Origin of the sequence: Pseudomonas peradeniyensis, from assembly GCF_014268935.2 — a bacterium.
In the GTDB taxonomy this organism is placed as follows: Bacteria; Pseudomonadota; Gammaproteobacteria; order Pseudomonadales; family Pseudomonadaceae; genus Aquipseudomonas; species Aquipseudomonas peradeniyensis.
Map to the genome: position 1 here is coordinate 1889578 of NZ_JABWRJ020000001.1, position 21004 is coordinate 1910581.

A 21004-nucleotide genomic window follows, 5' to 3' on the forward strand; every position below is an offset into this window, starting at 1 on the left:
CTATAGGTTTAATGGCTTTATTTGATAAAAAACTTGTAACAATAATGTCGGCCAATACGTTCACGCGCGCCCGCGCACGAGGAGTCCTATGAGCGAACCGGGACAGAAACTGCGCCTAGGTGCGCTGATCGCGCTGGTGGTCGGGTCGATGATCGGTGGCGGGATCTTCTCGTTGCCGCAGAACATGGCCGCCCGCGCCGATGTCGGGGCGGTGCTGATCGGCTGGGGCATCACCGCGGTGGGGATGCTGGCGCTGGCCTTCGTGTTCCAGACCCTGGCCAACCGCAAGCCGGAGCTGGACTCCGGGGTGTATGCCTACGCCAAGGCCGGGTTCGGCGACTACATGGGGTTCTCCTCGGCCTGGGGCTACTGGATCAGTGCCTGGCTGGGCAACGTCGGCTACTTCGTATTGCTGTTCAGTACCCTTGGTTTCTACTTTCCTGTGTTCGGCGAAGGCAACACGCCGGTGGCCATCGGTTGCGCCTCGCTGCTGCTGTGGGCGGTGCATTTCCTGGTGCTGCGCGGCATCAAGGAGGCGGCCTTCATCAACCAGGTGACCACCGTGGCCAAGGTCGTGCCGCTGCTGATGTTCATCGTCATCGCCGCCTTCGCCTTTCGCGCCGACATCTTCACCCGTGATATCTGGGGCCTGAGCAATCCGCAGTTCGGCAGCGTGCTGGAGCAGGTGCGCAACATGATGCTGGTGACGGTGTTCGTGTTCATCGGCATCGAGGGCGCGAGTGTCTATTCGGGGCGGGCGCTGCATCGCTCGGATGTGGGCAAGGCCACCGTGGTTGGCTTTCTCGGCGTGCTGGCGCTGTTGGTACTGGTCAACGTGCTGTCGCTGGGGGTGATGACCCAGCCGGAGCTGGCCGGCTTGCAGAACCCTTCGCTGGCCTCGGTGCTGGAGCACATCGTCGGGCCCTGGGGGGCGCTGTTGATCAGCATCGGCCTGGCGGTGTCGCTGCTGGGCGCTCTGCTGTCGTGGGCGCTGCTGTGCGCCGAGATCCTCTACGCCACCGCCCGGGACAAGACCATGCCGCGCTTCCTGGCGCGGGAGAACGCCAACCAGGTGCCGGCCAACGCTCTGTGGCTGACCAATGTGATGATCCAGGGCTTCCTGCTGATCACCCTGTTCTCGGCGGGGACCTACACCAGCCTGATCTACCTGGCGTCATCGATGATCCTGGTGCCGTACTTCTGGTCGACGGCCTATGCCGTGCTGCTGGCCTGCCGCGGTGAAGGTTACCAGGGGCAGGCGGGGCTGCGGCGCAAGGACCTGCTGGTGGCGGCGATCGCGCTGTTGTACGCGGTCTGGCTGCTGTATGCCGGAGGGCTCAAGTACGTGCTGTTGTCGGCGCTGCTGTATGCGCCCGGGGTGATCCTGTTCGCCCGCGCCAAGCACGAGCAGGGGCAGGTGCTGTTCACTGCGTGGGAGAAATTGATCTTCGCGGCGGTGCTGGTGGGGGCGGGGCTGGCGGCGTATGCCCTGTATTCTGGGTTGTTGAGCCTTTGACCTTGCAGGCACCGACTCAACGTCGGTGTCATTTGGCGCCCTGGCGCAAATGAATCAGCCTTGCAGTTCGACGGCGCCTGCTGGCGTCGGACGTTCCGGGCGCGACCAGATCCACAGGTTGCCCAGGGCCATGCCGGTGATGGCGAGGAACACCGGCCAGTGGTGTTCGAGGAAGGTCAGCATCAGGCCGGCGCACAGCAGCATGCTGATGGTCGCGCTGACCTTGGCGCGGCGCTGGATCACCTTGCCGTTGCGCCAGTTGTAGAGGATCGGGCCGAACAGCCGGTGGTTCTCCAGCCAGGCGGACAGGCGCGGCGAGCTGCGAGTCGCGGCCCAGGCAGCGAGGAGGATGAATTCGGTGGTGGGCAGCCCGGGAATGACGATGGCCACCAGGCCAATGCCCAGGCTGACATAGGCCAGGATCGCGTAGAGCAGGCGGGACAGTTTCGAGCGGGCGATTCGGGTCATGGTCTCACTGCAACGGTGTGGCCGCCCGCAGGCGGCCGGGTAAAGCGTGTCAGGCCAGCGCTGCATCGGCGGCGTAGGCATGCTTGAGCAGCTCGGTGAAGCGCTCGAAGGCGGCGACCGCGCCACGCTCGGCGGCGGCGTCTTCCTCGGGCGATAGGTCCAGGCTGTCGAGGATGCGGGTGAACTGCTTCCAGCCTTCGGCACGGCCACCGGCCGGCTCGCCCAGGTGACGGGCACCGAAGGTCTCGGACAGCTCCAGGGCCACGGCGCGCTTGATCAGGAACGCGGCACCCAGTTTGGAGCCTTCGGAGACGAAGATCCAGCCCAGTGCCTCGCCCAGGCTTGGCTTGCCCAGGGCGCCGGCGAAGGGCGCGGGTACTTCGGTGTCGAGGTCGGCCAGGTCCAGGCGGGCCTGTTCGGCGCGGCAGCGCGCGGCGAGGTCGGGCACGATGGCGATCAGTTGCGGGTCGGTATACAGCGCCTGCAGCTCGGACTGGAACAGGTACTGGGCAACCACGAAGCGGGCGAAGCTTTCACGGCTGTCGAACGGCTTGTGCGACTTGACCAGGGCATCCAGCTCGGTGTGCGGGGCGTGGGTGACCTGGTTCAGGCGCTGGGAGCGCAGGGCGGCGCGTTCGGTGGAAGGGGCGGTCATGGGGGCATCCTTGGAAAATGGGGCTGTCTAGTGACAAGACGAAAGAGAAGACGCAGGACAGTAAAAAAACCTCACCTGCGAAGTGAAATCATTCTCATGATTTGAAACGGGCGGCACCTGCATTGCCGGCGCCGCCCTTTTCAGCCGATTAGATATCCCATACCAGGTTGATAGCGAAGTTGCGCCCCGGCGCGGTCAGGCGGTCGAGGTTGGCCGGCTGGGTCACGGCAGCTTCGCCCACACGGTTCTCGTCACCGACCATGGCGTACTTGCGCACGTCATCCCACTGCCAGTACTTCTTGTCGGCCAGGTTGTAGATGCCGCCGTTGACGGTCAGGTCGTCGGTGATCCGGTAGAAGCCGGTCAGGTCCAGCACACCGTAGCCGGGCGTGCGGAAGTTCGAGCTGGAACCGTCGGGGGCGAAGAACTTGGTGTCGTCCACGCGGTTCTTGCGCTTGACCACGGTCCAGCTGAGCTGGGTGCCATAGTCGACCTGCTCGTAGCCCAGGCCAAACACGCCGGTCAGCGGGTTGACGCTGTTCAGCGGTTGCCCGGTGTCGTCGTTGCGCCCGTAGGCGTAGGCGATGGAGCCGACGGTGTACAGGCCTTCAGGCGCGCCGAAGCGATCCAGGTTGAGGCGGCCCTTGACTTCGGCGCCCTTGATGGTGGCGTGCTTGATGTTGTTGGCCTGGAACGAGGTCCCCAGGTTGGTCGACTGCACGGCCTCTTCGTTGATGAAGTCGCGGTACTTGTTGTAGAACACCGCGACATCGAAGTTGCCGGCGTCGAAGTTACCACGCAGGCCGGTTTCGTAGCTCTTGCTCTTCTCAGGCTCCAGCCCCGGGTTGGGCTCGACCACATAGCCGCCGGCGAGGTTTTCGAAGCGGCCCCAGATCGCCTTGGCGCTCGGTGTGCGGAAACCTTCGGCGTACTGCCCGTACCAGGTGTAGTTGTCGTTGAAGGCATAGGTCACGCCCAGCTTGGGCGATACGCGGTGCCATTTCTTGTCGTCGTCGTTCAGACGGCTTTGCCCGGTGGGGCTGGTGCTCTGCACGCCGCGCAGGTATTCGGCGGTCATCTTCGGATCGATGCGGGTGTAGTCGTAGCGAGCGCCTGGCAGGAAGGTCCAGTTGTTCCAGCGGATCTCGTCCTGGGCGAACAGGCTGTAGGTGTTGACGGTCGGATCCGGGAAATCGCTGACCGGTGCCGGGGTGTCGGCCGGGCTGATCTGGCCGATGAATCGGCAGGCGCCGCCCACCACCAGGCAGGTGCCCTTGCCGGTGCGCAGGCCGGTGATCTTTTCGTGTTTGAGCGTGGTGCCGTAGGTGAGCAGGTGGTCGGTTTCACCGATGCGAAACGCCTTGTCCAGCTGGGCATCAAGCACCCATTGGCGGTCCTTGTAGGTGGTGTCGCGTTCGCGCAGCACCGTGCGGCTGAACGGGAAGTAGATTTCCGAGGTTGCCTGGTCGGTCTTGGCGATCTGGTAGTTCAGGCTCCACTTGACGTGGTCGGCGACCAGCGAATCCAGACCGAATTCATGATTGATGCCGAAACGCTCGCGGGTGACGGTATCGTTGCCGGTGCGGCTGCGGTACATGCCCATGGGCGAGCCACCGTTGAACGGTCCGCCCACTGCGCTGAGGATGTTCTGGTCGCGATCATCCTTGTAGTGCTCGTAGGTCAGCCCGAGGCGCGCGTCGTCGGCGTAGTTCCAGCCCAGCTTGGCCAGCACGTTGGTGGTGCGAACGTCTTCAGGGTTGGCTTTGGTCCGGTTGATGCCGACGCCGCCGTGCCCGCCATAGGACTCGGTCTCATGGCCATTGCGCTGGCTCAGGTGCAGCAGGCCGTCGAAGTCACCCTGGCGGCCCGCGACGGTGGCCGAGGTCAGCCAGCTTTCGTCGGCGGAGCTGTAGCCGGTCTTCAGGCGTGCACCGACATCCTTGCCTGGCTTGATGATGTCTTCGGGGTCAAGGGTGTAGTAGCTCACCGCGCCGCCGATGGCGTTGCTGCCGTACAGCACGGAGGCCGGGCCACGCAGGATCTCCACGCGCTTGACGATCTCGGGATCGACATAGTTGCGCTGGGTCTGGGCGTAGGGGCCGTTGAAGAAGCTGTCCGGGATCGACACACCGTCCACTTGGGTCAGCACCCGGTCGCCATCGATACCGCGAATGTTGTAGCCGTTCAGACCGCTGCGCTGGCCTGTGCCGGACACCGACACACCAGGTTCGTAGCGTACCAGTTGCTTGATGTCGTTGACGTTCTGCCGGTCCAGTTGCTCACGGGTCTGCACGCTGACGGTGCTCGGCACCTGGCTGACATCCTGGGCGCTGCGGGTGGCGCTGACGGTCACCTGTTGCAGGGCGATGGCGTTGCCGGCCGACTGGCGTTCGAGCACCACGTTGCCGTTGCCGATCTTGCGGAAGCTAAGGCCGGTGCCACGCAGCAGGCGCTGCAGCGCCGCCTCCGGGGCCAGCGAGCCCTGCACGCCTGGCGAGGCTACGCCATCGGCGAGCTCGGCGCTGAAACCGACCTGCCAACCGGTCACCTTGCTGAAGGCGTTGATGGCCTCGACCAGCGGCTGCTGGGCGATGGCGAAACGGTAGTCGCCCATGCGCGGGCTGCTGGCCTGGGCCGGTTCCACGGCCAGCGCCGGCAGGCTGCAGGCGCCGCTGGCGAGCAGGGCCAGGGTCAGCAGGGACAATTGCCCGCGACGGCGGGAAGAAGTGGACGGGCGGGTCTGACCTGTGGGCATCGAAAGCGCTCCCTGTCGCGCGTGAGTTATAGGCGGTGCTTGTTCTCGTTTTCGAACGAGAATCAATCGTATTGGCTATAACGAGACGGGCGAGCCAGGGTGATCGCGTAAAAAAACTTGCCGGGTCAGTTGAGAATCACCACGGCAGGGTACTCGTGCAGTTGCGCCGAGGTGATATGGGCGAGGGCGCGCAGGGTTTCCAGCGGCTGGTCGAGGCGGTAGTTGCCGGTGACCGCGACCTGCTCCAGGTGAGCGTTGCGGTTGATGATAAAGCCCGGGTAGTAGCGGCGGACTTCCGCGAGCACCTGGCTCAGCGGGCAGTTCTCGAACACCAGGCGGCCCTCGATCCAGGCCAGGTCCTTGCTCATGTCGGGGCGCTGGCGCTGGCCGAAGCCCTTGGGGCCGACGCTGATGCTGTCGCCGGCGCTCAGGCGGATGCGCTGGTCGCTCGTGGCCTGCAGGTCGACATCGCCGCGCTGAACCCGTACCTGGGCCTCGCCATCGAGGTAGCGTACGGCGAAGTCGGTGTCGCGCACGCTGGCGCGTAACGGGCCGGCCTGGACTTCCAGGGGCGGCTGGTTGGTGTTGGATACCTGGAAGTACGCCTCGCCCTGCAGCAGGCGGGCGACCTTGCGGCCTTCGCGCTCGTCGCTGGCGAAGGCCGAATTGGTGTTGAGCAGCACCTTGGCGCCTGGGTCCAGTTCCAGGCGCTGGCGTTCGCCGACCACGGTCAGATGGTCGGCCTGCAGGCGCACCGGCAGGTTGCCGAAGGTGAACAGCCCGACCAGCAGCACGGCGGCTGTGGCCAGCGGTTTCCAGTGGCTGCGCAGGCGCCCGGCGAGCGAGCGCTTGCGGTTGTGCTGCAGCTGACTGGCGGCCTGGCGCAGCGAGGCGCCGTTCCACAGTGCTTCGGCTTCGACATAGGCCTCGGCGTTTTCCGGCTCGGCCCCCAGCCAGTGCTCGAAGGCGAGGGTATCCTCCTCGCTGGCGCACTGCAGGCGGATCAACCAGTCGAGCGCCTCCTCGCGGGCACGGGCACGGGCGCGGGCATCAGGCTCGGCGGGTGACGGGCGAGGTGTGGGGCGGTCGGTCACGGGGGATCCTTGCTTGGGGCTTTTTTGCGCATGATCAGTGCAGACCCGGCCCGTGGCAAGGGCTTTGCGCGAGGCAGCGGCGAGCGGTCGCATCACTGGTGACGATCGGCCACGCCCATGCAGATGGCCATGATCAGTTTCAGCTCTTTCTGCACCGTGCTGGCCGAGACCTTCAGCTGGTCGGCGATTTCCAGGTAGCTGGCGCCGTGCAGGCGGCTGAGGATGAAGATGCGCTGCTGGCGTTCGCTGAGCTGGCCGAGGCTGACGCTCAGGTGCTTGAGCAGCTGCTCGGCGTGGGCGGCGTCCTCGCTGCTGGCCGAGGGCGCGGCGACATTGTGCAGGACCTGTTCGGGCACATCGTCCACCAGCGTGCGCGCCTGCACCCGACGTGCCCGCAGGTGGTCCAGGGCCAGGTTGCGGGCGGTCTGGAAGACGAAGGGTTCGAGGTGCTCGATCGGCCGCTCGCCCAGGGCGCGGGTGACCCGCAGGTAGGTTTCCTGCAGCAGGTCCTCGGCGGTGCTGGGGTTGCCCACCATGCGCTGCAAGGTGCGCAGCAGGGAGAGGCGCTGGGTGAGGAACACTGAGTTGAACCGGGACTGACTCACGGGGAAACCTGGTCGCTTTTCGGGTGAATGATAATGCTTATCATCCATGCTCGAGGTCAAGCGCGGAAATGTCACGAACAGGTAAATATTGCGGTTAACGCGGTCTCTGTAGGAGCGGCCTTGTGCCGCGAAAGGGGCGCGAAGCGGCCCCAGGATTTCAGCGTCGATGCAAAAAGAGCTGGGGCTGCTATGCAGCCTTTTCCGGCCGGTCCGACGCCTCGGCAAGGCCGCTCCTACAGGGAACCGTGCAAAACGTCACCTGGCGTTGAACAACGCCAGGCAGTTGTCCAGCATGCGGTTGGAGAAGCCCCATTCGTTGTCGTACCAGGCCAGCACCTTGAGCATGCGCCCGTTGGCGCGGGTGTGGTTGGCGTCGAAGATCGACGACAGCGGGTTGTGGTTGAAATCGCACGACACCAGCGGCAGGGCGTTGTAGCCCAGCACCCGCGAGTGGCGGCTGGCCTCGAGGAACAGCTGGTTGACCTCGTCGGCGCTGGCCTCGCGCTTGAGGTTGACCGTGAGGTCGACCAGCGACACGTTGATCACCGGCACCCGCACGGCCATACCGGTGAGCTTGCCAGCCAGTTCCGGCAGCACCAGGCCCACGGCTTCGGCGGCGCCGGTCTTGCTCGGGATCATCGACTGGGTGGCCGAGCGGGCACGGTACGGGTCGCCGTGGTAGACGTCGGTGAGCACCTGATCGTTGGTGTAGGCGTGGATGGTGGTCATCAGGCCTTGCTCGATGCCGAACTCGCGGTGCAGCACCTGGGCGATCGGCGCCAGGCAGTTGGTGGTGCACGAGGCGTTGGAGATGATCTGGTGCGAGGCGCGCAGCACATCGTGGTTGACCCCGTACACCACGGTGGCGTCGGCGCCCTTGGCCGGCGCGCTGACAATCACCTTGGCGGCGCCGGCCGTCAGGTGCGCGGCGGCCTTGGCGCGTTCGGTGAACAGCCCGGTGCACTCGAACACCACGTCGATGGCCAGGGTCTTCCAGGGCAGTTCGGCGGGGTTGCGGATGGCGCTGACGGCGATGCGGTCGCCATTGACGGTGAGGCTTTCGTGGTCGGCCTCGACGCTGGCGTCGAAAATGCCGTGGACGCTGTCGTACTTGAGCAGGTGGGCGTTCATCGCGCTGTCGCCCAGGTCGTTGATGGCGACGACCTGCAGGTCCTGGCGGTAGCCCTGCGTGTACAGTGCGCGCAGGACGTTGCGTCCGATGCGGCCGAATCCGTTGATGGCGATGCGTAGGGTCATGGCGTTACCTCTGGCAGTCGGGTGAAGCCTGTGGCACAAAGAGCAGCTTCACTGAAACGGTTTTGTTGTTGGAATTACAAGATTATTCACCGAGAGATAGAAAACAAGCCTTTTTGCTGGCAGTATTTTGTTTAAACATACAACGAGTGGTCGGGTCAGCCCCATTTCGAACGGTCCAGGCACCTTTTTCAAGAGCCTAGGTCGCAATCGTTTGGAGGGGAAATGGCCAGTGGAGGCCGCCCCACAGTTAGCCTGGAGTCCAGTACATGCATCCGCGCATCCTTGAGGTCACCGAACGGCTGATCGCCCGCAGCCGCCGTACCCGTGAATGCTACCTTGAGCTGATCCGTGGGGCGGCCAGTGACGGACCCATGCGCGCCAGCCTGCAGTGCGCCAACTTCGCCCATGGCGTGGCCGGCTGTGGTGGCGAGGACAAGCAGACCCTGCGCCTGATGAACGCCGCCAACGTGGCCATCGTCTCGGCTTACAACGACATGCTCTCGGCGCACCAGCCGTACCAGCACTTCCCCGAGCAGATCAAGCAGGCCCTGCGCGAAGTCGGCTCGGTCGGCCAGTTCGCCGGCGGCGTGCCGGCCATGTGCGATGGCGTCACCCAGGGCGAGCCGGGCATGGAGCTGGCCATCGCCAGCCGCGAAGTGATCGCCATGTCCACCGCCATTGCCCTGTCGCACAACATGTTCGACGCCGCGTTGATGCTGGGCATCTGCGACAAGATCGTTCCCGGCCTGATGATGGGCGCGCTGCGCTTCGGTCATCTGCCGACCATTTTCGTGCCGGGCGGGCCGATGGTCTCGGGCATCTCCAACAAGGAGAAGGCCGATGTGCGCCAGCGCTACGCCGAGGGCAAGGCCACCCGCGAGCAACTGCTCGAATCGGAAATGAAGAGCTACCACGGCCCGGGCACCTGCACCTTCTACGGCACCGCCAACACCAACCAGCTGGTGATGGAGGTGATGGGGCTGCACCTGCCGGGCGCCTCGTTCGTCAATCCGTACACGCCACTGCGCGACGCCCTCACCGCCGAAGCCGCGCGCCAGGTCACGCGCATGACCAAGGCCAGCGGCAACTTCATGCCCATCGGCGAGATCGTCGATGAAAAGGCGCTGGTCAACTCGATCGTCGCCCTGCACGCCACCGGCGGCTCGACCAACCACACCCTGCACATCCCGGCCATCGCCCAGGCCGCCGGCATCCAGCTGACCTGGCAGGACATGGCCGACCTGTCCGAGGTGGTGCCGACGCTGTCCCACGTCTATCCCAACGGCAAGGCCGACATCAACCACTTCCAGGCCTCCGGCGGCATGGCGTTCCTCATTCGCGAGCTGCTCGATGCGGGCCTGCTGCACGAGGACGTCAACACCGTGGCCGGGCATGGCCTGCGCCGTTATACCCAGGAGCCGTTCCTCGAGGATGGCCAACTGGTGTGGCGCGAAGGGCCGAAGGACAGCCTCGACGAAAGCATCCTGCGCCCGGTGGCGCGGCCGTTCTCCGCCGAGGGCGGCCTGCGGGTCATGGAGGGCAACCTCGGACGCGGCGTGATGAAGGTGTCGGCGGTGGCGCCGGAGCATCGCGTGGTCGAGGCGCCTGCCCGGGTGTTCCACGACCAGCAGGCGCTGGCCGATGCGTTCAAGGCCGGCGAACTGGAGCGCGACTTCGTCGCCGTGGTGCGCTTCCAGGGCCCGCGTTGCAACGGCATGCCCGAGCTGCACAAACTGACACCGTTCCTCGGCGTACTGCAGGACCGCGGCTTCAAGGTAGCGCTGGTTACCGACGGGCGCATGTCCGGCGCCTCGGGCAAGATCCCGGCGGCCATTCACGTGTGCCCGGAGGCTTTCGACGGCGGTCCGCTGGCGCGGGTGCGCGATGGTGATATCGTGCGCGTCGATGGTGCCGAAGGTACGCTGCGGATCATGGTCTCGGCCGAGGAACTGGCCAGCCGTGAACTGCCCGAGCCGCCCACGGGCAATGACCTGGGCTGTGGGCGCGAGCTGTTCGGCTTCATGCGCGTGGCGTTCAGTTCCGCCGAACAGGGCGCGAGCGCCTTCACCTTGGCCCTGGAGAACCTCAAATGAAGGCCTTGCTGGTCGGCGACATCGGTGGCACAAACGCACGTTTCGCTTTGTGGCGCGACAACGGGCTGCAGGCGGTCCAGGTGCTGGCCACCGCCGACTACACCAGCCCCGAGCAGGCCATCGAGGCCTACCTCGCCGACCAGGGCATCGCCCGTGGCGGCCTGGCGGCGGTGTGCCTGGCGGTGGCCGGTCCCGTGGACGGCGACGAATTCCGCTTCACCAACAACCACTGGCGCCTGAGCCGCAGCGCGTTCTGCCAGACACTGCAGGTCGAGCGTCTGTTGCTGATCAACGATTTTTCCGCCATGGCCCTGGGCATGACCCGGCTGCGCGACGGTGAGTTCCGCGAGGTCTGCGCAGGCCTCGCCGACCCGTCGCGCCCGGCACTGGTGATCGGCCCCGGCACCGGCCTGGGCGTGGGCAGCCTGCTGCGCCTGGGTGAGCACTGGCTGGCGCTGCCGGGGGAGGGCGGGCATGTCGACCTGCCGGTGGGCAATGCCCGCGAGGCGGCGATCCATCAGGAGATTCACCGGCAGATCGGCCATGTCAGCGCCGAGACGGTGCTCAGTGGCGGTGGGCTGGTGCGCTTGTACCAGGCGATCTGCGCGCTCGACGGCGCCACGCCGACGCACAAGACCCCGGCGCAGATCACCGACGCGGCCCTGGCCGGCGAGCCCCGGGCACTGGCGGTGATCGAGCAGTTCTGCCGCTTCCTCGGGCGGGTGGCGGGCAACAACGTGCTCACCCTGGGCGCCCGGGGTGGGGTCTACATTGTCGGCGGGGTGGTTCCGCGTTTCGCCGAGTTGTTCCTGGGCAGCGGATTCGCCGCGAGTTTCGCCGACAAGGGCTGCATGAGTGGTTATTTCGCCGGGGTGCCGGTATGGCTGGTGACGGCGGAGTTTTCCGGGTTGCTGGGGGCCGGGGTGGCCTTGCAGCAGTCACTGGAGCACTGATTCCTGTGGGAGCGGGTTTACCCGCGAATACTGTAGTTGCTTCACCGACGCATTCGCGGGTAAACCCGCTCCCACAGGGCCCCGTACAGCAGGCATGAAGACCTGCGTTTACAAGAGGACTGACCATTGTGACCACTGCCGGCAAATCGATCCTGATGGTCGACGACGACCAGGACATTCGCGAACTGTTGCAGACCTACCTTGCCCGCTGCGGCCTGCAGGTCCATGCCGAACCCGATGGCCAGGGCTTTCGCCGCGCCCTGGACGGCAGCTCCTACGACCTGGTGATCCTCGATGTGATGCTGCCCGACGAGGACGGCTTCAGCCTGTGCCGCTGGGTCCGCCAGCACCCGCGCCAGGCGCGGGTACCGATCATCATGCTGACCGCGAGCTCCGACGAGGCCGACCGGGTCATCGGCCTTGAGCTGGGCGCCGACGATTACCTCGGCAAACCCTTCAGCCCACGTGAACTGCAGGCCCGGATCAAGGCCCTGCTACGCCGCGCCGATTTCGGCCAGGCGGCGCCGGCCAGCGCGGTGCTGGCCTTCGACGACTGGCGGCTGGACACGATCAGCCATCGCCTGTTCCACCGCGATGGCGAGGAGGTGATCCTCTCTGGCGCCGACTTCGCCCTGCTCAAGCTGTTCCTCGACCATCCGCAGCAGATCCTCGACCGCGACACCATCGGCAACGCCACCCGCGGACGCGAGCCGATGCCGCTGGACCGTATCGTCGACATGGCGGTCAGCCGCCTGCGCCAGCGCCTGCGCGACACGGAAAAACCCCCTCGGCTGATCCGCACCGTACGCGGCAGCGGCTACCTGCTGGCGGCCAATGTCTGCCCGGCCTAGCGAGCGCCGCTGGCGCCTGCTGCCGCGCTCGCTGCTGGGGCGCATGCTGCTGCTGACCTTGCTGGTGGTGTTGCTGGCCCAGGGGCTGTCGAGCCTGATCTGGGTGGCGCAACTGCGCGCCAGCCAGCTGCAGGGTCTGCGTGCCAGCGCCGGCAGCCTGGCTCATTCGATGAGCGCCAGCGTCAGCTACTTCCGTTCGCTGCCGGTGGCCTACCGACCCATGGTCCTCGACCAGTTGCGCAGCATGGGCGGGACGCGCTTCTTCGTCTCGCTCAACGTCAAGCCGCTGGAGATGCCGGTGCTGCCGATCACCCCGCGCAAGCAGGCGGTGATCGATGTGTTCCAGGAGGTGTTGCACGAGCGCCTGGGCCAGCAGATGGAGATCTCCGTTGAGTTCGTCAGCCCCGACGACCTGCGGATCTTCAACAGCGGCCTGAAACTCGATGAGCTGCCTCGCTCCTGGGCGCACTACTCGTTGACTCTGGAGCCGCTCAACCCGCCGGTGCTGGTGACCCAGATCCGCCTGGGCGAGGGTGAGTGGCTGTACATCGCCTCGCTGCTGCCCGAGCCCTACACCAGCCTCGAGGCCGAGCGCCTGCCGCGTCAGCAGATCGGCTTCATCGCCATGACCACCGCCTTGCTGTTGCTGTTCATCGGCTTGTTGGTGCACTGGCAGAGCCGGCCGCTCAAGCGCCTGGCGCGGGCGGCGCGGGAAATGTCGCTGGGCGCCGACGTGCCCCCGGTGGCCGAGGGCGGCGGCAGCGAAGTGGTCGAGGTGGGGCGGGCGTTCAACAGCATGCGCGAGCGCATCAGCCGCTATCTCACTGAGCGCGCCCAGCTGTTCAGCGCCGTCTCCCACGACCTGCGCACGCCGATCACGCGGCTGCGCCTGCGGGTCGAGCTGCTCGAGGACGAGAAGCTGCAAGCGAAATTCAGCCGCGACCTCGACGAACTGGAGCTGCTGGTCAAGGGTGCGTTGCAGTGCGTGAAGGACACCGATATTCACGAGAACATCGAGCCGATCGACCTCAACCAGGTGCTGGAGATGCTCGCCGAGCCTTACCTCGGCGACGGCCGCATCACCCTCGAGGGACAGGCGCTGGCGCCGTACCCCGGCAAGTCGCTGGCCCTGCGCCGCTGCATCGGCAACCTGATCGACAACGCCATCAAGTACGGCGAGCGGGCGCACCTGCGGATCCTCGACAGTGTCGAGAGCTTCGTCCTGCAGGTGGACGACCAGGGGCCGGGGGTGCCGGAGCAACGTCTTGAGCAGGTGTTCGAGCCGCACTTCCGGTTGGCCGGGCAGCAGCAGGGCTATGGGTTGGGGCTGGGGATCGCGCGCAACATCGCCCACAGCCATGGCGGCGAGGTGAGCCTGTTCAACCTGCGTGAGGGTGGGTTGCGGGTGACTTTGTATCTACCCCGTACCGCCGAATGAGCCCTCATCGCGGGGTAAGCCCGCTCCCACGCCAACATGCGCGGCTGGCGTGGGAGCGGGCTTGCCCCGCGATAAGGGCTTCGATGTAACGATGTGGTGACAATCGAGCCGGTCTTCGTGACATGCCAGCCAGGACGGCTGACTAGAATCGGCTGACAACAACAAGGAAGACCACGCCCATGGCCAACCGCTGGATCGACTCCCCGACACACCATGCCTGGCTCGACGCCGAGGCCCTGCGCCTGCTCGCCTTCGCCAGGGCTTCGCGCCTGCCCCAGGGGTTCGGCAACCTCGACGACGAAGGCCGCCTGCCCCGTTGCGCCTTGGCCGAGACCATGAACACCGCGCGCATGACCCACAGCTTTGCCCTGGCGCATATCCAGGGCGTTCCGGGTTGCCGCGAGCTGGTCGAGCATGGCGTCGAGGCCTTGCTGGGCCCGCTGCGCGACCAGGAGCACGACGGCTGGTACGCGCAGCCTGAAGGCCACGGCGACACCGGCAAGGCCGCCTACCTGCATGCCTTCGTTGCCCTTGCCGCCAGCTCGGCGGTGGTAGCGGGTGTCACACCGGCCCAGGCACTGCTGGATGCTGTGGTCCAAGTTATCGAGCAGCGCTTCTGGTGCGAGGAGAAGGGTGCCCTGCGCGAGTCGTTCTCCCGCGACTGGCGGCAGGCGGAGGCCTACCGTGGCGCCAACAGCAACATGCACGGCGTCGAGGCGTTTCTCGCCCTGGCTGATGTGACCAGCGATACCCTGTGGTTGCGCCGCGCCCTGCGGATCGTCGAACGCTTGATCCTGGCCCAGGCCGCCGCCGATGGTTTGCGGGTCACCGAGCATTTCGACGAGCACTGGCAGGCATTGCCCGACTACAACCGCGACAACCCCGCCGACGGCTTCCGCCCCTATGGCACCACGCCCGGTCATGCCTTCGAATGGGCACGCCTGGTGCTGCACCTGGAAGCGGCCCTGCAACGGGCGCAACTGCCCGCGCCCGAGTCCTTGCTGCGCGCCGCCAGGGGCCTGTTCGACAGCGCCTGCAAGCATGCCTGGCAGGCCGATGGCACGCCGGGGCTGGTCTACACCCTGGACTGGCGCAACCGCCCGGTGGTGCGCGAGCGCCTGCACTGGGTGCATGCCGAGGCCAGCGCCACCGCTGCGGCGCTGTTGCGGCGTACCGGCGAGGCGCAATACGAACATTGGTATCGCTGCTTCTGGGACTTCATCGCCAGCCACTTCATCGACCGCAGCCACGGCAGCTGGCACCACGAGCTGGACCCGGCGCTGCTGCCCAGTGCGCGGATCTGGGGCGGCAAGCCCGACCTCTACCACGCCTACCAGGCCCTGCTGCTGCCGCGCCTGCCGCTGGCGCCGAGCCTGGCCACGGCCCTGGCTATGTAACCAGATGATGACATTCGCGCATCCGTTCGTTACCTGGCGGCGGGCGCGGGCTCCTTACACTCCATGCCATGCAAGCGACAGTCTTGCCTCGCATAACAACAAGAAAGGTATTCCCATGCATTCGACGCTTCGTCTCGCCGCCGCGATCTCCCTCGCCTCACTCTGCTCGCTCAATGCCCATGCCGCCGAATCCAAAGGCAACGTGGAGGTCGTCCATTGGTGGACCTCCGGTGGTGAAAAAGCTGCCGTCGACGTGCTCAAGGCCCAGGTCGAGAAAGATGGTTTCACCTGGAAGGACGGTGCCGTGGCTGGTGGTGGTGGCGCCACCGCGATGACCGTGCTCAAGAGCCGCGCGGTGGCCGGCAACCCGCCCGCCGTGGCCCAGATCAAAGGGCCGGATATCCAGGACTGGGCCGCGACCGGCCTGCTCGATCCCGATGTGCTCAAGGATGTGGCCAAAGCGGAGAAGTGGGACAGCCTGCTCGACAAGAAGGTCGCCGACACCGTCAAGTACGACGGCGACTACGTGGCCGTGCCGGTCAACATCCACCGCATCAACTGGCTGTGGATCAACCCCGAAGTGTTCAAGAAGGCCGGCATCGACAAGGCGCCGACCACCCTCGAAGAATTCTATGCCGCCGGTGACAAGCTCAAGGCCGCCGGCTTCATCCCGCTGGCCCACGGTGGCCAGCCGTGGCAGGACAGCACCGTGTTCGAGAGCGTGGTGCTCTCGGTGATGGGCGTCGAAGGCTACAAGAAGGCTCTCGTCGAGCTGGATGAAAAGGCCCTGACCGGCCCCGAGATGGTCAAGGCGCTCACCGAGCTGAAGAAAGTCGCCACCTACATGGACCCTGACGGCAAGGGCCAGGACTGGAACCTGGAGGCGGCCAAGGTCATCAACGGCAAGGCCGGCATGCAGATCATGGGCGACTGGGCCAAGAGCGAATGGACCTTGGCCAAGAAAACCGCCGGCAAGGACTACCAGTGCGTGGCCTTCCCCGGCACCGACCAGGCCTTCCTCTACAACATCGACTCGCTGGTGGTGTTCAAGCAGAAGGACAAGGGCACGGCGGCGGGCCAGCAGGACATCGCCCGCAAGGTGCTGGGCGAGGAGTTCCAGAAGGTCTTCAGCACCAACAAGGGCTCGATCCCGGTGCGTAACGACATGCTCGCCGACATGGGCAAGCATGGCTTCGACAGCTGCGCCCAGACCGCGGCCAAGGACTTCCTGGCCGACGCCAAGACCGGTGGCCTGCAACCGAGCATGGCGCACAACATGGCGACCACGCTGGCGGTGCAGGGGGCGTTCTTCGATGTGGTGACCAACTACATCAACGATCCGAAGGCCGATCCTGCGGATGCGGCGAAGAAACTGGCCGCCGCAGTCAACGCCGCCAAGTAACCCCGATCACGGGGCAAGTCGCATCGGCGCACCGCCGCTCCCACGATGAATCCACTGTCGGCGTGGGAGCGGCGGTGCGCCGATGCGACTTGACCCGCGATTCGGTGCATCGGGAATCCAGATCATGACCACAGCAACCGCCCGCCTGCGGGCCTCCCCCCTGGACGCGCTGCAGCGCTGGCTACCGAAGCTGGTGCTGGCGCCGAGCATGTTCATCGTCCTGGTGGGCTTCTATGGCTACATCCTGTGGACCTTCGTCCTCTCGTTCACCACCTCGACCTTCCTGCCCACCTACAAGTGGGCGGGCCTGGCGCAGTACGCCCGGCTGTTCGACAACGACCGCTGGTGGGTGGCGAGCAAGAACCTGCTGTTGTTCGGTGGCCTGTTCATCGGCATCACCCTGGCCATCGGCGTGTTCCTCGCCGTGCTGCTCGACCAGCGCATCCGCCGCGAAGGATTCATCCGCACCATCTACCTGTACCCCATGGCCCTGTCGATGATCGTCACCGGCACCGCCTGGAAGTGGCTGCTCAATCCCGGCATGGGCCTGGACAAGCTGCTGCGCGACTGGGGCTGGGAAGGCTTTCGCCTGGACTGGCTGATCGACCCCGACCGCGTGGTCTACTGCCTGGTGATCGCCGCCGTGTGGCAGGCCTCGGGCTTCATCATGGCGATGTTCCTCGCCGGCCTGCGCGGCGTCGACCAGTCGATCATCCGCGCCGCCCAGCTCGATGGCGCCAGCCTGCCGCGCATCTACTGGACCGTGGTGCTGCCCAGCCTGCGCCCGGTGTTCTTCAGCTCGCTGATGATCCTTTCGCACATCGCCATCAAGAGCTTCGACCTGGTGGCGGCGATGACCGCCGGCGGCCCGGGCTATTCCTCGGACCTTCCGGCCATGTTCATGTACTCGTTCACCTTCAGTCGCGGGCAGATGGGCATGGGCTCGGCCAGCGCGATCCTGATGCTCGGCGCGATCCTGGCGATCCTGGTGCCGTACCTGTATTCCGAATTGCGGGGCAAACGCCATGACTAGCCTGACCGACAAACCCGCACTGAACCTCAGCCGTATCGCCATCCACGCCGTACTGCTGCTGGCCGTGCTGCTGTACCTGGTGCCGCTGGTGGTGATGCTGCTGACCAGCTTCAAGACCCCCGAGGACATCGGCAGCGGCAACCTGCTGAGCTGGCCGACCGCGTTCACCGCCATTGGCTGGAGCAAGGCCTGGGCCACGGTCAGCGGCTACTTCGTCAATTCGATCCTGATCACTGTGCCGGCGGTGCTGATCTCCACCGCGATTGGCGCGCTCAATGGCTATGTGCTGTCGATGTGGCGCTTCCGTGGCTCGCAACTGTTCTTCGGCCTGTTGCTGTTCGGCTGCTTCCTGCCGTTCCAGACCGTGCTGCTGCCGGCCTCGTTCACCCTCGGCAAGCTGGGCCTGGCCAGCACCACCAGCGGGCTGGTGCTGGTGCACGTGGTGTACGGCCTGGCCTTCACCACGCTGTTCTTTCGCAACTACTACGTGAGCATCCCCGAGGCGCTGGTCAAGGCCGCGCGCCTGGACGGCGCCGGGTTCTTCACCATCTTCGGGCGGATCATCCTGCCGATGTCGACGCCGATCATCATGGTCTGCCTGATCTGGCAGTTCACCCAGATCTGGAACGACTTCCTGTTCGGCGTGGTGTTCTCCAGCGGCGACTCGCAACCGATCACCGTGGCCCTCAATAACCTGGTCAACACCAGCACCGGGGCCAAGGAATACAACGTCGACATGGCCGCGGCGATGATCGCCGGGCTGCCGACGCTGCTGGTCTACGTGGTCGCGGGCAAGTATTTCGTGCGCGGGCTGACCGCCGGCGCGGTCAAGGGGTAAGTCATGGCAACACTCGAACTTCGCAATGTGCACAAGACCTACGGCGTGGGCCTGCCGGACACGCTCAAGGACATCCAGCTGGCGATCAAGGACGGCGAGTTCCTGATCCTGGTCGGCCCCTCGGGCTGTGGCAAGTCGACGCTGATGAACTGCATCGCCGGCCTGGAAAGCATCAGCGGCGGGGCGATCCTCATCGACGACGAGGACGTCAGCGGCATGAGCCCGAAGGATCGCGACATCGCCATGGTGTTCCAGTCCTACGCGCTGTACCCGACCATGAACGTGCGCGACAACATCGCCTTCGGCCTGAAGATCCGCAAGATGCCCCAGGCCGCCATCGACCAGGAGGTGGCGCGGGTCGCCAAGCTGCTGCAGATCGAGCACCTGCTCGAGCGCAAGCCCGGGCAGCTGTCCGGTGGTCAGCAACAGCGCGTGGCCATGGGCCGGGCTCTGGCGCGGCGGCCGAAGATCTACCTGTTCGACGAGCCGCTGTCGAACCTCGATGCCAAGCTGCGGGTGGAGATGCGCACCGAGATCAAGCTGATGCACCAGCGCCTGAAGACCACCACGGTGTACGTCACCCACGACCAGATCGAGGCGATGACGCTCGGTGACAAGGTGGCGGTGATGAAGGACGGCATCATCCAGCAGTTCGGCACGCCGCAGCAGATCTACAACGATCCGGCCAACCTGTTCGTCGCCAGCTTCATCGGCTCGCCGCCGATGAACTTCATCCCGGTGCGCCTGACGAAGCAGGACGGCCGCGTGCTGGCGCTGCTCGACAGCGGCCAGGCGCGCTGCGAGCTGCCGCTGGGCGTGGCGGCGGACGAGCTGGAAGGCCGCGAGATCATCCTCGGCGTGCGCCCGGAGCAGATCGCCCTGGGGGCGGAGCAGGGCAATGGCCTGCCGGGCATCCGCGCCGAAGTGCAGGTCACCGAGCCCACCGGCCCGGACCTGCTGGTGTTCGTCACCCTCAATCAAACCAAGGTCTGCTGCCGCCTGGCACCGGATGTGGCATGCCGGGTCGGCGACAGCCTCAACCTGCAGTTCGACCCGGCGCGGGTGCTGCTGTTCGACGCCGGCAGCGGCGAACGCCTGGACCTTGCCGCCACCGCCGTAAAGGACAACGTGACGCGTTTCAAAGGCCGATAAGCCAAACGCGAACGCCGTTAAACCGTTCTGTTAATAACAAGAAAAGAGGACGCAAAGGGATGGAACATCGCAATCGCATCAGGACGCTGGGTTCACTGGCACTGCTGGCCGTGGTCGGCAGCAGTGGGGCCCAGGCCGCCGAGGCTTTCTCGTCGGAATCGAAATGGATGACCGGCGACTGGGGCGGCACCCGCACCGAGTTGCTGGAGAAGGGCTACGACTTCACCCTCGACTACGTCGGCGAGGTGGCCGGCAACCTTAACGGCGGCTACAACGACGACAAGACCGCGCGCTACAGCGACCAGTTCGCCCTGGGCGCGCACCTGGACCTGGAGAAGATCTTCGGCTGGAAGGACACCGAGTTCAAACTGGCGATCACCGAGCGTAGCGGTCGCAACCTGTCCAACGACCGCATCAGCGACCCGCGCGCCGGGCAGTTCAGCTCGGTGCAGGAGGTCTGGGGGCGGGGCCAGACCTGGCGCCTGACCCAGATGTGGATCAAGCAGAAGTACTTCGACGGCGCGCTGGACGTGAAATTCGGCCGCTTCGGCGAGGGCGAGGACTTCAACAGCTTCCCCTGCGACTTCCAGAACCTGGCGTTCTGCGGCTCGCAGGTGGGCAACTGGGTCGGCGGCATCTGGTACAACTGGCCGGTCAGCCAGTGGGCGCTGCGGGTCAAGTACAACATCACCCCGGAATTCTTCGTCCAGGTCGGCGCCTACGAGCAGAACCCGTCGAACCTTGAGACCGGCAACGGCTTCAAGCTCAGCGGCAGCGGCACCAAGGGCGCGATCCTGCCGGTGGAGGCGGTGTGGTCGCCGAAGGTCAACGGCCTGCCGGGCGAGTACCGCCTGGGCTACTACTACAGCACCGCCAAGGCCGACGACGTCTACGACGACATCAACGGCAACCCGCAGGCGCTGACCGGCGCGGCGTTCAAGTCGCACTCCAGCAAGCACGGCTGGTGGGTGGTGGCGCAGCAGCAGGTCACCGCCCATGCCGGCGACGTCAATCGTGGCCTGAGCCTGTTCGCCAACTTCACCGTGCATGACAAGGCCACCAACGTGGTCGACAACTACCAGCAGGTCGGCCTGGTCTACAAGGGCGCCTTCGACGCCCGGCCCAAGGACGACATCGGCTTCGGCATCGCCCGCATCCACGTCAACGACGACGTGAAGAAGCGCGCCGAGCTGCTCAATGCCCAGAGCGGTATCAATGACTACGACAACCCGGGCTTCAAGCCGCTGCAACGCACCGAGTACAACGCCGAGCTCTACTACGGCTTCCACGTCACCAACTGGCTGACCGTGCGCCCGAACCTGCAGTACATCAAGAGCCCGGGCGGTGTGGACGAGGTGGATAACGCGCTGGTCGCGGGGTTGAAGATTCAGTCGTCATTCTGAGAAAAATTGTTGTAAATTTACGCCATCCATCTCGACCTACCGCTAACCACTGGCCAGCAGTGGTTAGCGGGCACGGGTCGAGACAGCGCTATCT

General features: G+C 65.6%; 17 protein-coding genes. 11 read left to right on the forward strand and 6 right to left on the reverse strand.

Annotated features, from left to right (window positions below):
- Nucleotides 1–88 precede the first annotated feature (88 nt).
- The gene (arcD, locus tag HU751_RS08195; protein WP_186734106.1) at nt 89–1516 is read left to right on the forward strand and encodes an arginine-ornithine antiporter; all 1428 of its coding nucleotides are present in this window, start codon (nt 89–91) and stop codon (nt 1514–1516) included.
- Between the two features lie 54 nt (nt 1517–1570).
- Here arcD and HU751_RS08200 read toward each other — a convergent pair whose 3' ends face one another.
- The 6 genes from HU751_RS08200 to gap form a co-directional block, all read right to left on the reverse strand.
- Nucleotides 1571–1984 (reverse strand): YbaN family protein, encoded by a 414-nt coding sequence (locus HU751_RS08200; protein ID WP_186734105.1) that lies wholly within the window; start codon nt 1982–1984, stop codon nt 1571–1573.
- Nucleotides 1985–2033: 49 nt separating this feature from the next.
- Nucleotides 2034–2639, reverse strand: a complete 606-nt coding sequence (locus HU751_RS08205) for a biliverdin-producing heme oxygenase (protein ID WP_062360424.1) — start codon at nt 2637–2639, stop codon at nt 2034–2036.
- A gap of 148 nt (nt 2640–2787) precedes the next feature.
- The gene (locus HU751_RS08210; protein WP_186734104.1) at nt 2788–5394 is read right to left on the reverse strand and encodes a TonB-dependent receptor; all 2607 of its coding nucleotides are present in this window, start codon (nt 5392–5394) and stop codon (nt 2788–2790) included.
- A 125-nt stretch (nt 5395–5519) separates the two neighbouring features.
- Nucleotides 5520–6488: a FecR family protein gene (locus tag HU751_RS08215; RefSeq protein ID WP_186734103.1), complete on the reverse strand. Its 969-nt coding sequence runs from the start codon at nt 6486–6488 to the stop codon at nt 5520–5522.
- A 92-nt stretch (nt 6489–6580) separates the two neighbouring features.
- On the reverse strand, nt 6581–7093 hold the full coding sequence (locus tag HU751_RS08220) for a sigma-70 family RNA polymerase sigma factor (protein ID WP_186713872.1): 513 nt from the start codon (nt 7091–7093) through the stop codon (nt 6581–6583).
- Nucleotides 7094–7348: 255 nt separating this feature from the next.
- The gene (gap, locus tag HU751_RS08225) at nt 7349–8350 is read right to left on the reverse strand and encodes a type I glyceraldehyde-3-phosphate dehydrogenase (protein ID WP_050704137.1); all 1002 of its coding nucleotides are present in this window, start codon (nt 8348–8350) and stop codon (nt 7349–7351) included.
- A 266-nt stretch (nt 8351–8616) separates the two neighbouring features.
- Between gap and edd the strand changes: the two genes are divergently transcribed.
- From edd to HU751_RS08275, 10 genes are all read left to right on the forward strand, one after another.
- Nucleotides 8617–10443 carry a phosphogluconate dehydratase gene (gene edd, locus HU751_RS08230; RefSeq protein ID WP_186734102.1) on the forward strand — a complete coding sequence of 609 codons (1827 nt, stop codon included), beginning with the start codon at nt 8617–8619 and terminating at the stop codon, nt 10441–10443.
- Nucleotides 10440–11396, forward strand: coding sequence for a glucokinase (locus HU751_RS08235; protein WP_186734101.1), 957 nt, complete (start codon nt 10440–10442; stop codon nt 11394–11396). The genes edd and HU751_RS08235 overlap by 4 nt, the downstream gene beginning before the upstream one ends.
- A 155-nt stretch (nt 11397–11551) precedes the next feature.
- Nucleotides 11552–12247: a response regulator gene (locus HU751_RS08240; RefSeq protein ID WP_189657396.1), complete on the forward strand. Its 696-nt coding sequence runs from the start codon at nt 11552–11554 to the stop codon at nt 12245–12247.
- Nucleotides 12231–13685 (forward strand): ATP-binding protein, encoded by a 1455-nt coding sequence (locus HU751_RS08245; RefSeq protein ID WP_186734099.1) that lies wholly within the window; start codon nt 12231–12233, stop codon nt 13683–13685. The genes HU751_RS08240 and HU751_RS08245 overlap by 17 nt, the downstream gene beginning before the upstream one ends.
- Before the next feature lie 179 nt (nt 13686–13864).
- Nucleotides 13865–15082, forward strand: a complete 1218-nt coding sequence (locus HU751_RS08250) for a D-mannose isomerase (RefSeq protein WP_186734098.1) — start codon at nt 13865–13867, stop codon at nt 15080–15082.
- A 115-nt stretch (nt 15083–15197) separates the two neighbouring features.
- Nucleotides 15198–16484 carry an ABC transporter substrate-binding protein gene (locus HU751_RS08255; RefSeq protein ID WP_186734097.1) on the forward strand — a complete coding sequence of 429 codons (1287 nt, stop codon included), beginning with the start codon at nt 15198–15200 and terminating at the stop codon, nt 16482–16484.
- Between the two features lie 124 nt (nt 16485–16608).
- Nucleotides 16609–17517, forward strand: a complete 909-nt coding sequence (locus tag HU751_RS08260; protein WP_050704143.1) for a carbohydrate ABC transporter permease — start codon at nt 16609–16611, stop codon at nt 17515–17517.
- A complete protein-coding gene (locus tag HU751_RS08265; RefSeq protein WP_084943463.1) occupies nt 17510–18355 on the forward strand; it encodes a carbohydrate ABC transporter permease in 846 nt (281 codons plus the stop codon). The genes HU751_RS08260 and HU751_RS08265 overlap by 8 nt, the downstream gene beginning before the upstream one ends.
- Nucleotides 18356–18358: 3 nt before the next feature.
- On the forward strand, nt 18359–19507 hold the full coding sequence (locus tag HU751_RS08270; protein ID WP_186734096.1) for an ABC transporter ATP-binding protein: 1149 nt from the start codon (nt 18359–18361) through the stop codon (nt 19505–19507).
- 59 nt (nt 19508–19566) lie between these two features.
- A complete protein-coding gene (locus tag HU751_RS08275; protein ID WP_186734095.1) occupies nt 19567–20910 on the forward strand; it encodes a carbohydrate porin in 1344 nt (447 codons plus the stop codon).
- Nucleotides 20911–21004 lie beyond the last annotated feature (94 nt).

Coding starts and splice junctions, on each gene's coding strand:
- HU751_RS08240 (WP_189657396.1), top strand. CDS start 11,552: ATGGTCGACGACGACCAGGACATTCGCGAACTGTTGCAGACCTACCTT.
- HU751_RS08235 (WP_186734101.1), top strand. CDS start 10,440: ATGAAGGCCTTGCTGGTCGGCGACATCGGTGGCACAAACGCACGTTTC.
- arcD (WP_186734106.1), top strand. CDS start 89: ATGAGCGAACCGGGACAGAAACTGCGCCTAGGTGCGCTGATCGCGCTG.
- HU751_RS08265 (WP_084943463.1), top strand. CDS start 17,510: ATGACTAGCCTGACCGACAAACCCGCACTGAACCTCAGCCGTATCGCC.
- edd (WP_186734102.1), top strand. CDS start 8,617: ATGCATCCGCGCATCCTTGAGGTCACCGAACGGCTGATCGCCCGCAGC.
- HU751_RS08210 (WP_186734104.1), bottom strand. CDS start 5,394: ATGCCCACAGGTCAGACCCGCCCGTCCACTTCTTCCCGCCGTCGCGGG.
- HU751_RS08275 (WP_186734095.1), top strand. CDS start 19,567: ATGGAACATCGCAATCGCATCAGGACGCTGGGTTCACTGGCACTGCTG.
- gap (WP_050704137.1), bottom strand. CDS start 8,350: ATGACCCTACGCATCGCCATCAACGGATTCGGCCGCATCGGACGCAAC.
- HU751_RS08250 (WP_186734098.1), top strand. CDS start 13,865: ATGGCCAACCGCTGGATCGACTCCCCGACACACCATGCCTGGCTCGAC.
- HU751_RS08255 (WP_186734097.1), top strand. CDS start 15,198: ATGCATTCGACGCTTCGTCTCGCCGCCGCGATCTCCCTCGCCTCACTC.
- HU751_RS08245 (WP_186734099.1), top strand. CDS start 12,231: ATGTCTGCCCGGCCTAGCGAGCGCCGCTGGCGCCTGCTGCCGCGCTCG.
- HU751_RS08205 (WP_062360424.1), bottom strand. CDS start 2,639: ATGACCGCCCCTTCCACCGAACGCGCCGCCCTGCGCTCCCAGCGCCTG.
- HU751_RS08270 (WP_186734096.1), top strand. CDS start 18,359: ATGGCAACACTCGAACTTCGCAATGTGCACAAGACCTACGGCGTGGGC.
- HU751_RS08200 (WP_186734105.1), bottom strand. CDS start 1,984: ATGACCCGAATCGCCCGCTCGAAACTGTCCCGCCTGCTCTACGCGATC.
- HU751_RS08260 (WP_050704143.1), top strand. CDS start 16,609: ATGACCACAGCAACCGCCCGCCTGCGGGCCTCCCCCCTGGACGCGCTG.